Source organism: Limnobaculum zhutongyuii (assembly GCF_004295645.1).
Classification (GTDB): domain Bacteria; phylum Pseudomonadota; class Gammaproteobacteria; order Enterobacterales; family Enterobacteriaceae; genus Limnobaculum; species Limnobaculum zhutongyuii.
The window spans coordinates 4,126,158-4,137,833 of record NZ_CP034752.1; the positions used below are offsets into that span (position 1 = coordinate 4,126,158).

Annotated in this window: 15 protein-coding genes; 6 read left to right on the forward strand and 9 right to left on the reverse strand. The window is 44.9% G+C overall.

Going from position 1 to position 11,676, the window contains the following annotated elements; translation table 11 throughout:
* Positions 1-81: 81 nt before the first annotated feature.
* Complete coding sequence (gene dprA, locus EKN56_RS18395; protein ID WP_130593128.1) at positions 82-1,182, reverse strand: DNA-processing protein DprA; 1,101 nt, start codon at positions 1,180-1,182, stop codon at positions 82-84.
* 292 nt (positions 1,183-1,474) lie between these two features.
* On the opposite strand from dprA, the gene def reads away from it, so the two are divergent.
* From def to mscL, 5 genes are all read left to right on the forward strand, one after another.
* Positions 1,475-1,987 (forward strand): peptide deformylase, encoded by a 513-nt coding sequence (gene def / locus EKN56_RS18400; protein ID WP_130593129.1) that lies wholly within the window; start codon positions 1,475-1,477, stop codon positions 1,985-1,987.
* Positions 1,988-2,029: 42 nt separating this feature from the next.
* The gene (gene fmt / locus EKN56_RS18405; RefSeq protein ID WP_130593130.1) at positions 2,030-2,977 is read left to right on the forward strand and encodes a methionyl-tRNA formyltransferase; all 948 of its coding nucleotides are present in this window, start codon (positions 2,030-2,032) and stop codon (positions 2,975-2,977) included.
* Positions 2,978-3,044: 67 nt separating this feature from the next.
* On the forward strand, positions 3,045-4,334 hold the full coding sequence (rsmB, locus tag EKN56_RS18410) for a 16S rRNA (cytosine(967)-C(5))-methyltransferase RsmB (RefSeq protein ID WP_130593131.1): 1,290 nt from the start codon (positions 3,045-3,047) through the stop codon (positions 4,332-4,334).
* A gap of 45 nt (positions 4,335-4,379) precedes the next feature.
* Entirely contained in the window at positions 4,380-5,756 is a 1,377-nt protein-coding gene (trkA, locus tag EKN56_RS18415; protein ID WP_130593132.1) for a Trk system potassium transporter TrkA, read from the forward strand.
* A gap of 120 nt (positions 5,757-5,876) precedes the next feature.
* Positions 5,877-6,278 (forward strand): large-conductance mechanosensitive channel protein MscL, encoded by a 402-nt coding sequence (gene mscL / locus EKN56_RS18420; RefSeq protein ID WP_130593133.1) that lies wholly within the window; start codon positions 5,877-5,879, stop codon positions 6,276-6,278.
* 13 nt (positions 6,279-6,291) lie between these two features.
* On the opposite strand, the gene EKN56_RS18425 is transcribed toward mscL, so the two are convergent.
* Positions 6,292-6,498, reverse strand: coding sequence for an alternative ribosome-rescue factor A (locus EKN56_RS18425; protein ID WP_130593134.1), 207 nt, complete (start codon positions 6,496-6,498; stop codon positions 6,292-6,294).
* A 66-nt stretch (positions 6,499-6,564) separates the two neighbouring features.
* Positions 6,565-7,005, reverse strand: a complete 441-nt coding sequence (gene zntR, locus EKN56_RS18430; RefSeq protein WP_130593777.1) for a Zn(2+)-responsive transcriptional regulator — start codon at positions 7,003-7,005, stop codon at positions 6,565-6,567.
* A gap of 156 nt (positions 7,006-7,161) precedes the next feature.
* Between zntR and EKN56_RS18435 the strand changes: the two genes are divergently transcribed.
* Positions 7,162-8,451 carry a tetratricopeptide repeat protein gene (locus EKN56_RS18435; RefSeq protein ID WP_130593135.1) on the forward strand — a complete coding sequence of 430 codons (1,290 nt, stop codon included), beginning with the start codon at positions 7,162-7,164 and terminating at the stop codon, positions 8,449-8,451.
* 79 nt (positions 8,452-8,530) lie between these two features.
* Here the strand turns inward: EKN56_RS18435 and rplQ are convergent, their stop codons facing one another.
* The 6 genes from rplQ to rpmJ form a co-directional block, all read right to left on the reverse strand.
* Positions 8,531-8,917 carry a 50S ribosomal protein L17 gene (gene rplQ / locus EKN56_RS18440; RefSeq protein ID WP_108900569.1) on the reverse strand — a complete coding sequence of 129 codons (387 nt, stop codon included), beginning with the start codon at positions 8,915-8,917 and terminating at the stop codon, positions 8,531-8,533.
* A 40-nt stretch (positions 8,918-8,957) separates the two neighbouring features.
* Positions 8,958-9,947, reverse strand: a complete 990-nt coding sequence (locus EKN56_RS18445) for a DNA-directed RNA polymerase subunit alpha (protein ID WP_029095697.1) — start codon at positions 9,945-9,947, stop codon at positions 8,958-8,960.
* A gap of 25 nt (positions 9,948-9,972) precedes the next feature.
* Positions 9,973-10,593: a 30S ribosomal protein S4 gene (gene rpsD, locus EKN56_RS18450; protein WP_130593136.1), complete on the reverse strand. Its 621-nt coding sequence runs from the start codon at positions 10,591-10,593 to the stop codon at positions 9,973-9,975.
* Between the two features lie 34 nt (positions 10,594-10,627).
* The gene (gene rpsK, locus EKN56_RS18455) at positions 10,628-11,017 is read right to left on the reverse strand and encodes a 30S ribosomal protein S11 (protein WP_027275681.1); all 390 of its coding nucleotides are present in this window, start codon (positions 11,015-11,017) and stop codon (positions 10,628-10,630) included.
* Positions 11,018-11,033: 16 nt separating this feature from the next.
* Positions 11,034-11,390 carry a 30S ribosomal protein S13 gene (gene rpsM, locus EKN56_RS18460; protein WP_130593137.1) on the reverse strand — a complete coding sequence of 119 codons (357 nt, stop codon included), beginning with the start codon at positions 11,388-11,390 and terminating at the stop codon, positions 11,034-11,036.
* A gap of 162 nt (positions 11,391-11,552) precedes the next feature.
* Positions 11,553-11,666 carry a 50S ribosomal protein L36 gene (rpmJ, locus tag EKN56_RS18465; protein WP_108900572.1) on the reverse strand — a complete coding sequence of 38 codons (114 nt, stop codon included), beginning with the start codon at positions 11,664-11,666 and terminating at the stop codon, positions 11,553-11,555.
* Positions 11,667-11,676 lie beyond the last annotated feature (10 nt).

The following is an 11,676-nucleotide window of genomic DNA, read 5'->3' on the forward strand; positions in this document are numbered from 1 at the left end:
TCACTGCTAATCGTTAATCGTTTAAAGCCGATTGATAACTACACAGTCTACCTGATTAAAACCATTTTTATATCCCCATGTTTATCTGGTTCTGATGTACCCTCCCTGAACCACCTGTACCGCACCAGACAATTCCAACTCAAGCAGTTGAATCATCACCTCAGTAACCGATAAAGACATTTTATCCGCAATAACATCAACAGAAATGGGGTGATGACTAACATGTTCATATAACGGTGAATCCGCCAGCGGACAATCCGGACTAAATAACAAAGGAGCTGGCTCAATCGATGACTCTGATGATAACGGCGTTATCCAACACAATGAACTGTTAAGGTTTTCTATAATATCTTCCGGTTGAGCAACCAGCAGTGCGCCTTGCTGAATCAGGCTATGAGTTCCCTCACTGTTACGATTATCCAATGGACCTGGAATTGCAAATACTTCCCTACCTTGCTCTAAAGCATATTTGGCCGTAATCAGCGAACCGCTGCGTAAGCCTGCTTCAATCACCAGTACCCCCAAACATAAGCCACTGATTATTCTATTTCGTCGGGGAAAATACTCGGCCCTTGGTGCTTCGAAAGGTAAAAACTCAGAAACCAGCGAGCCCTGACTTTCTAATATCTTTTGAGCCAACCCCAGATGGCTTCTGGGATGAAGCCTGGCAAGTCCACTTCCCAAAACGGCTATTGTAATTCCCCCCGCAGCCAATGCTCCCTGATGGCTAATACCATCAATACCTACCGCTAAGCCACTGGTTATTACCAGCCCGCTGGCTGCTAACTGTTGAGAAAAATAGCTGGCCCAAATTTGCCCATACTGACTGTAATGGCGACTACCTACTATCGCTAATTGGGGCTTAGCTAAATTACTTCTTTCTCCCCTAATAAATAAAGCTAATGGCGCAGAAGAGATATTTCGCAAAAGATCCGGGTATTCGGGGTCAATATAGGTGACTAAATGGCAATCTTCCCCCTCTAACCAACTGAGATTTCTTATCAGCTGATGTGGTTCTACCTGTAAAAATGCCTCCACTTGTTGGCGGCTAAAACCCAGTAATGGCAAAAGCTGTTCGTTAAAAACGATTTGCGATGGCTCTACATTTCTTAACCGTCGGATATAAGGAAGTTTTTTCCCTGATATCATCAGCAACCTTAACCACCACTCGTCTCTTTCCATTTAATTACCTGCACCACAACATAAGTCTGTTTGCAGATTAAAATGAAAAACCATCAAAACCGAGCATAAGGATTACCTATTTCGACAATGTTCCCATTAATGTGGTAACAACATTCTTCATACGACTTAATTCTTCGTTAAAGCTCGCATTTCTGAACATTGAATATTCGACAAACCCGCTACCACTAGGTTATCTATCACTTCAATAGTTGACTGATACTGTCAATCATCACCGGAAAGGTCTAGAATATAAGCATGATATTTTACCCATTAATTGGTGATTTAAAGAGATATGGCAGTATTACCAGTATTACATTTTCCCGATGAAAGACTACGCATCAAAGCTAAACCGGTTGCGGAAGTGACGCCAGAAATACAGCAGATCGTCGATGATATGCTGGAAACGATGTATGCCGAAGAGGGTATCGGCCTTGCTGCTACGCAAGTAAATATCCACCAGCGTATTATCGTGATTGATGTTTCGGAAAATCGCGATGAACATTTCGTTATTATTAATCCGGAAGTACTGGAAAAATCTGGCGAGACCGGTATTGAAGAAGGTTGTCTTTCTGTACCTGAATCCAGAGGCTTTGTGCCTCGTGCAGAGCAGATTAAAATCCGCGCTTTAAACCGCGATGGAAAGCCGTTCGAGTTAGAAGCGGATGACCTGTTGGCAATCTGTATTCAACATGAGATGGACCATCTGGAAGGCAAACTGTTTGTCGACTATCTTTCTCCGCTTAAACGCCAGAGAATCCGCCAGAAATTAGAAAAAATTGCCCGACAGGAAGCGCGTTCACAATAACAGCGTGGCAACTTAATCCATCAGATACGGTAGGAAATTGTAGTGTCTCAACCTTTGCGAATTATTTTTGCCGGTACCCCTGATTTTGCAGTGCGTCATCTGGACGCGCTACTTTCATCTCATCACCAAATAGTCGGAGTTTTCACTCAGCCCGATCGCCCGGCAGGCAGAGGCAACAAGCTGACGCCAAGCCCGGTTAAACAGTTGGCTGAGCAACATAACATCCCGGTATTTCAGCCCAAATCATTGCGGCCAGAAGAGAACCAACAGTTGGTGGCTCAACTTAATGCAGATGTTATGGTGGTCGTTGCCTATGGTTTGATTCTGCCTCTGGCTGTATTGAACATGCCCAGATTAGGTTGTATCAATGTGCATGGTTCGCTATTGCCTCGCTGGCGTGGTGCTGCGCCGATTCAACGCTCACTGTGGGCTGGAGACAGCGAAACGGGTATCACCATTATGCAAATGGATGAAGGGCTTGATACTGGCGATATGCTATACAAGCTCACCTGTCCTATCTTATCTGAAGATACCAGCGCGACCTTATATGACAAACTGGCTAAATTAGGCCCTGAAGGTTTACTCAATACACTGACGGGACTGGCAGAAGGCTCAATCAAGGCAGAAAAGCAGGATGATACATTGGCTAACTATGCCGATAAGCTGAGCAAAGAAGAGGCTAAGCTTGACTGGTCTCTCTCAGCAGCTCAATTAGAACGTTGCATTCGTGCCTTTAATCCCTGGCCTGTCAGCTATTTCATTATTGATGATCAGCCGATAAAAGTCTGGGCTGCTGATGTCATTGAAAATAATACTCAGGCAGAACCTGGTACCATCCTTGAAGCTAATAAGTCAGGCATTCAAATTGCTACTGCTCAAGGTATTTTGAATATTACTCAACTTCAACCTGCCGGTAAAAAAGCAATGTCCGCTCAGGATTTGCTAAATTCTCGCCGGGAGTGGTTTATCTCAGGTCATCGATTAGCCTGATTTCAGGTGCGGGTCATCCTGACCCGCACAGTTATGAATAGCCTAATAATGGCTCGGTCCACTTTCTATGAATAACAAATATAATCTTCGGGCTATTGCTGCCAGTGCACTTAGTCAGGTTCTGGATAAGGGACAATCCCTCAGTACAGTACTTCCTGAATACCAAAAAAACATTTCAGATAAAGATAAATCACTACTGCAGGAGCTCTGCTTTGGTACGTTACGCGTTCTGCCTGAGCTCGAATGGTATGTACAGCAACTAATGGCAAAAGTAATGACGGGTAAACAAAGGCCATTACACTATCTGCTAATGGTTGGCCTCTACCAGCTGCTGTATACCCGGATTCCTGCTCATGCCGCTGTTGCGGAAACAGTAAATGGCGCAATTGTGCTGAAACGTCCACAAATGAAAGGCTTGATCAACGGCGTAATGCGTCAATTCCAACGCCAGCAGCAGATAATGACCGAACAATTTCAATCTCAAAATGGTCGTTTCTTACACCCCGGATGGCTTTTACAGCGAATACAGCTCGCCTATCCACAACAGTGGCAGGCCATTATTGATGCCAATAACCAAAAGCCACCGATGTGGCTACGGGTAAATCGCCAGCATCATACATGCGAACAATATCTGCAATTATTACAGCAAGCGGGTATCGAAGCTTTCCCTCATCCCGATTATTCCGATGCTTTGCGTTTAGCGGCTCCTTGTTCCGTAACACTTTTACCCGGTTTTGAACAGGGCTGGGTTACCGTTCAGGATGCCTCGGCTCAAGGTTGTGTATCTATACTCGAACCCCAAAATGGTGAAAGCATTCTGGACCTGTGCGCTGCGCCGGGTGGGAAAACGACTCATATACTGGAAGCAGCCCCGGAAGCTAAAGTCATTGCTGTTGATGTTGATGAAGGACGCCTGAAGCGCGTTACAGAAAATCTGGCCCGCCTGAATCAGCAAGCGACAGTTATTGCCGGAGATGGCCGCGATCCACAGGCCTGGAGCAATGGTCAAATATACGATCGCATCTTGTTAGATGCACCATGTTCAGCCACTGGCGTGATTCGACGTCACCCGGATATCAAGTGGTTGCGCCGTAACAGCGATATTGATGAATTAGTCTCGTTACAGAAAGAGATTATTAATGCCATCTGGCCACAGTTAAAGTCAGGCGGCACGATGATTTATGCAACCTGCTCTATTCTTCCAGAAGAGAATAAATTGCAGATCGATGATTTTATCCGGAATCATAGTGATGCTAAATTGGTGAATATTGGTGATACACAATCACCCTATCGACAAAATTTACCTTCACCTGATGGTGGTGACGGATTTTTTTATGCCAAACTGATAAAGGCATAAGCTGAGTCAGTAACAAAATATCTTTGGCGCTAAAAAGAGAAAAAAATGAAAATTATCATTCTCGGTGCAGGTCAGGTTGGTGGAACACTGGCTGAAAACCTGGTTGGTGAAAATAACGATATTACTCTGGTTGATAATAATATTGTTCGCTTACGCCAGCTTCAGGATAAGTTTGATCTGCGTGTAGTACAAGGGCATGCCTGTCATCCTCGTGTATTACGCGAGGCTGGCGCAGATGATGCGGATATGCTGGTAGCCGTTACTAACTCTGACGAAATCAATATGGTGGCCTGTCAGATTGCTTATTCTTTATTTAATACCCCAAACCGTATTGCACGTATTCGTTCACCAGAATATATCCGTGAAGAAGATAAGCTATTTGAACCCGAAGTTATTCCTGTCGATCATATAATCTCTCCCGAGCAACTGGTGACTGATTACGTTTACAAGCTGGTTGAATACCCTGGTGCTTTACAGGTAGTAAACTTTGCCGAAGGTAAGGTCAGTATTGCAGGCGTTAACGCTTATTATGGCGGTCCGTTAGTGGGTAATGCATTGTCATCTCTGCGTGAGCATATGCCCCATATTGAAACTCGCGTAGCAGCAATATTCCGCCAGGATCGCCCGATCCGTCCACAAGCCTCCACGATTATTGAAGCGGGTGATGAAGTGTTCTTCGTTGCCGCCTCCGAAAATATTCGCGCGGTAATGAGTGAATTACAGCGTTTAGAAAAGCCCTATAAGCGATTAATGATTGTTGGTGGCGGTAACGTAGGAGCCGGTCTCGCCAAACGTTTAGAGAAAGACTACAGCGTCAAACTTATCGAACGCGATGCAGAGCGTGCGGCTGAATTAGCTGAGATCCTACAAGATACGGTGGTGTTTTGTGGCGATGCATCGGACCAGGAATTACTGTCAGAAGAACATATTGAACAAATCGATCTGTTTATTGCCCTAACTAATGACGACGAAGCCAATATTATGTCGGCCATGTTGGCCAAACGCTTGGGGGCCAAAAAGGTCATTGTACTCATTCAGCGTCATGCCTATATCGATCTGGTTCAGGGTAGTGTTATTGATATTGCAGTTTCTCCTCAACAGGCCACTATTTCAGCACTGTTAGGGCATGTCAGAAAAGCAGACATCGTCAGTGTTTCTACGCTGCGTCGTGGAGTCGCTGAAGCCATAGAGGCTATTGCCCATGGTGATGACACGACGTCTAAAGTTGTTGGTCGCCAGCTTGAAAATATCAAGCTCCCGCCGGGTACCACCATCGGGGCACTTGTGCGTGGGAATGATGTAATTATTGCTGACAGGACAACTGTTATTGAGCAAGGTGACCACGTAATCATGTTCCTCGCTGATAAGAAATATATTTCCGATGTTGAACGGCTATTCCAACCGAGTCCATTCTTCCTCTGATAACCCAGGGCTTATTCACTGAACGCGGTCGTAATAAGCCTATATTTTTCCTCATTTATCTGGAAAAATGCCGATCGATTGTTATGCTTATAACACATGTTGAATTAAAGGTAATTGATTATGAGTCTGCTTAAAGAATTTCGCGAATTCGCAATGCGCGGTAATGTTGTTGACCTGGCTGTCGGTGTCATTATTGGTGCAGCATTCGGTAAAATCGTATCGTCATTGGTATCGGATATCATCATGCCGCCACTGGGATTATTGATTGGTGGAATAGATTTTAAGCAATTTGAATGGGTAATGCGCTCTGCTCAGGGAGACACTCCAGCGGTTGTAATGCATTACGGCGTTTTCATTCAGAATATTTTTGATTTTATTATTGTCGCTTTCGCGATCTTTATGGCTATTAAGCTGATGAATAAAGTGCGTCGTGAACAACCGCCAGCGGCTCCACCTGCACCAACAACCGAAGAAAAGCTGTTAACAGATATCCGCGATATCTTAAAACAACAGCAAAAATAGAATAGGCTATAAATTAACAGAAGGCTGGAGATAAAAAGACGCTTTGCATCACCTTATCTCCAGCCTCCCGCTCTATTTTCCCTGCATGTTTTGGCTTACGCTGATAGCTGCCTTTTCCTTTCACATTCTTTTCTACACGTTGCCGAAACAGCGGATCGTGCAATAACGCCTGCAATGCATTATCCTGAATTGTTCCTTTTTGGTGCTGATATTTCGCCATAACAACCTCTCTAAATGAATATTGGCTATAAAACGAGCGCATCATAGTACAAAAATGATTTATTGCCTATCTGGTTCTTAAATCTATATGTGGCAACTTGTTGGTTGCACCATATTCCAATGCTTCCAGAATAGAACAATAAGCACTACTGTGTGCACTTCCACAACAGGCATCACTTAATCTCTGTAAAGAGACTCTCATATGTTCCAACTCTTTCAGTTTCTTTTCCACTTCATCTAATCTGGCCTGAACAATAGACTTAGACTCCTGACAAGTATGCTGCTCAGGTTCAACCCTGATAGAAAGCAATTCAGCAATAGATTCCAGCGTAAAGCCTAACTGTTTAGCATAACGAATAAACTTAAGCCGCTGTAAATCCTGTTCAGTATAAAGACGGTAACCACCTTCAGAGCGAACATCGTGTGACATCATGCCCTGCTTCTCATAATAACGAATGGTGTCCGGCGTAACGCTTGCTAATTTTGCCAACTGTCCAATACGGTACATCACGCTATCCCCCTTCTTATCGTCAATTTCTATCCCACATGTTAAAATGGAAGGATATATATAGAATACCACTAACCCACTTCCGGCGTTTTGAAAAAGAGTTCTCTTTATAAAGTAGCCTTGTAAGTGACAAATAATTCAAATATGAGGTATTACATGCGCCCTGTTCAAAATAACAGACGCTCTGCTGATTTAATCGCAAAACAAGAGCAGCAGTTTCATCAACTGGCCAGTCAATTTCAAGAGGCCATGAGAAAAGCTGATTACCAAAAAGGTAAAGAGCTTGCTGAAGCCACGCTGAGAATAATGCCGCGCAACCAGGACGTTCAGGCCAGTTATGCACTTTGTTTAATGCGTATCGGTGAATATGAAAAGTCATACAAGCTTTATAAACGTTTGCTAAAAACCGCCCCTCTGAATCAATTACCATCAACCATGATTGATGGATTAACTGAGGTTTGTGGCTGGTTACAACGTCCTGAAGAAGTACGTCGCTACGGTCTGATGTCACTTGAGGAAGCGGATAAAATCTTTAGTGCCGGAAAAGTTTACCCATTACCAGCAGGCAATCCACCACCATTTAATCCAAACAATCCACAAGAGAATGTCATCTCTTTCACATTATTTGGTGCAGCACCTCGTTATTGTGAAGCCGCAGTAATGAATGCCATTGTCAGCCAGGACCTGTTCCCCGGTTGGGAATGCCGTTTTTATCTGGATGACACTGTTCCCCAAGATATTCAGGAACGCCTTCGCAAGGCTGGAGCAAACGTCATTAAAGTGGATGAAGCTACCCGTCAGGCACTACCTGCCCTGATGTGGCGTTTTCTGGTGTTGGATGATCCAAAAATCAAACGCTATATCATTCGGGATGCTGATTCACTGCTTTCTGAACGCGAGCAAGCAGCAATAAATGAGTGGGTTAACAGTGATTATTGGTATCACCATATCCGCGATTACTTTACCCATTCAGAGCTAATTCTTGCAGGGCTATGGGGCGGTTGTCACAATGAAAATATTCCTTCTGTTGTCGATGCAACTCGTGAATATCTAAGCCAGCAGGAAGCGCACAAGCGTTTTGTCGATCAATACTTCCTGCGTCAATATATCTGGCCTACAGTTCGGCAGAGTGTTCTCTCTCATGATGATATATTTGGCTTTCATCATGCTAAACCTTTCCCTGCCCATCCGCCAATCCGTTGGAAAACCAATAAATTCCATGTTGGTAGTAATACCAGTTATCAACGCGTTGCTGTCAGCAGTAAATTAGCTGATGGAGAGCTACAAGCGTGGGAATTAATAGATGAAAACGGTGTGAAACAAGCCGAATATCGCTCGGTTGTACATAATGGCGTCTGGGAAGAGTATCTTCCATTCTTCACATTAGATCAGGTTAATGACAAAACATTGACGATCCGAAATATCAATACGTCAGAGAAAGCATAATTCGAAAAGAGGTTGATGTAATAAACATCAGACGTAAAAAAGCCGGGATAAACCCGGCTTTTTCTTTCAGCAACAAATATTACTCTGCTGCTTCTGCTGGAGCTTTTTCTGCACGATCAACCAGCTCGATGTAAGCCATCGGAGCGTTATCACCTGCACGGAAGCCACACTTCAGAATACGAGTGTAACCACCTGCACGGCTCGCAAAACGCGGGCCAAGCTCATTAAACAGTTTTGCCACGATCTCGTTATCACGAGTACGGGCGAATGCCAGACGACGATTAGCAACGCTGTCGGCCTTAGCAAGTGTAATCAGTGGTTCAACCACGCGACGCAGTTCTTTCGCTTTAGGCAAAGTCGTCTTGATGATCTCATGACGAACTAAAGAACCTGCCATGTTGCGAAACATAGCTTGGCGATGACTGCTGTTGCGGTTCAGTTGACGTCCACTCTTACGATGGCGCATGACCTTATCCTTCTCAGTAAAACCTTAACCTGTGATCCGGTTACTCGTCAGCAATGCTAGCTGGTGGCCAGTTTTCCAGGCGCATGCCCAGAGACAAACCACGAGATGCAAGCACGTCTTTAATCTCAGTAAGAGATTTTTTACCCAAGTTAGGAGTTTTTAACAACTCAACTTCGGTACGCTGTACCAGATCACCGATGTAGTGGATAGCTTCTGCCTTGAGGCAGTTAGCGGAGCGGACAGTCAGTTCCAGATCGTCAACAGGGCGTAGCAAGATCGGATCGAACTCTGGCTTCTCTTCTTTAACTTCTGGCTGACGTACATCACGTAAGTCAACGAAAGCTTCAAGTTGTTCAGCCAGGATGGTTGCTGCACGGCGAATTGATTCTTCCGGATCAATCGTACCGTTAGTTTCCATCTCGATGACCAGCTTATCCAAGTCAGTACGCTGTTCTACACGCGCTGCTTCAACATTGTAGGCAATACGCTCTACCGGGCTGTAGCATGCGTCAACCAACAGACGACCAATTGGACGCTCATCTTCTTCCGTATGAATACGGGCAGAAGCCGGCACATAACCACGACCACGCTGAACTTTGATACGCATACTAATAGATGCGTTCTCATCAGTCAGATGGCAGATCAAGTGCTGAGGTTTGACGACTTCAACATCCCCATCATGGGTAATGTCGGCTGCAGTCACAGGGCCAATGCCAGACTTATTCAAGCTAAGAATAACTTCATCTTTACCATGAACTTTCACCGCCAGCCCTTTCAGGTTGAGCAGGATTTCCAGGATATCTTCCTGTACGCCTTCTTTGGTGCTGTACTCATGTAGTACACCATCAATCTCAACTTCAGTTACCGCACAACCCGGCATTGATGAAAGCAGAATGCGGCGCAGTGCGTTACCTAAAGTATGGCCGAAGCCACGCTCTAACGGCTCAAGGGTCACCTTAGCGTGCGTCGAACTCACTTGCTCGATATCTACCAGGCGTGGTTTTAGAAACTCTGTCACAGAACCCTGCATTGTGTCCTCTCTTTGGTACTAAACTTTACTTAGAGTAAAGTTCGACGATCAGGTGTTCGTTAATGTCCGCAGACAGATCGGTGCGCTCTGGATTACGTTTGAAAACGCCTTCCATTTTAGCAGCGTCAACTTCGATCCAAGTCGGCTTTTCGCGCTGTTCAAACAGCTCTAAAGCGGCTTTAACACGAGATTGCTTTTTCGCTTTCTCACGTACGCTGACTACGTCATTCGGAGATACCTGAAAAGAAGCGATGTTAACAACGCGACCATTAACCATTACAGCTTTGTGGCTAACTAACTGACGTGCTTCTGCACGAGTAGCGCCGAAGCCCATACGGTAAACCACATTGTCTAAGCGACCTTCTAAAAGCTGCAGCAGGTTTTCACCTGTGTTGCCTTTCAGACGCGTTGCTTCTTTATAATAATTACGGAATTGACGCTCAAGAACACCGTAAATACGACGAACTTTTTGCTTCTCACGTAACTGTACACCATAGTCAGACAGACGTGGCTTACGCGCACCGTGCTGACCAGGAGCTTGTTCAATTTTACACTTGGTATCGATCGCACGAACGCCAGACTTAAGGAATAAGTCGGTGCCTTCACGACGGCTAAGCTTGAGCTTAGGACCCAAATATCTTGCCATTTTCTTTCTCCAACAATCCTAGAAACTGTGGCGATTAAACGCGACGTTTCTTAGGAGGACGACAACCGTTGTGAGGAATCGGAGTCACATCAGTAATATTAGTGATGCGGAAACCAGCCGCGTTTAATGCGCGGATAGTAGACTCACGACCGGGACCTGGGCCTTTAACCATAACTTCCAGATTCTTAATTCCATACTCTTTTACTGCTTCTGCGCAGCGCTCTGCCGCAACTTGCGCAGCAAATGGAGTGGATTTACGAGAACCACGGAAGCCGGAACCACCAGCTGTTGCCCAACCCAATGCATTACCTTGACGATCGGTAATAGTCACAATGGTGTTGTTAAAAGAAGCATGGATATGAGCCATACCGTCAGAAACTTGTTTTCTTACACGCTTACGTGCACGAACAGGTGCTTTTGCCATTATTCAATCACCCCGATTATTTCTTGATCGGTTTACGCGGACCCTTACGGGTACGGGCGTTAGTCTTGGTACGCTGACCGCGAACCGGTAGACCACGACGATGACGTACACCACGATAACAACCAAGGTCCATCAGACGCTTGATGCTCATGGTAACTTCACGACGTAGATCACCTTCAACAACGTACTTGGCAACTTCGTCACGCAGCTTGTCAATTTGCTCTTCAGACAGTTCACTGATCTTAACATTTTCAGCAATACCAGACGCTACACAGATAGCCTGTGAACGGGTCTTGCCGATACCGAAGATCGCAGTTAATGCGATAACAGTATGTTTATGATCAGGAATGTTAATGCCTGCTATACGGGCCACTATGCACTCCTACAATAAAATAAGGCAACATTACTCTGAAAAGCCCGTTTTCAGGATACTCAAATAATGTTGCTGTCTTACACAAAAGATTGGCTGGCTAATCTAGCCAGCTCAATCACACTTTGCAAGAAAAATATGTCAAAACTTTAGCATTAACAACAATCAGCCTTGACGCTGTTTGTGTTTCGCTTCAACGCAAATCACACGAACAACGCCGTGGCGCTTGATGATTTTGCAGTTGCGACATAACTTCTTGACGGAAGCACGAACTTTCATTTTAACTCTC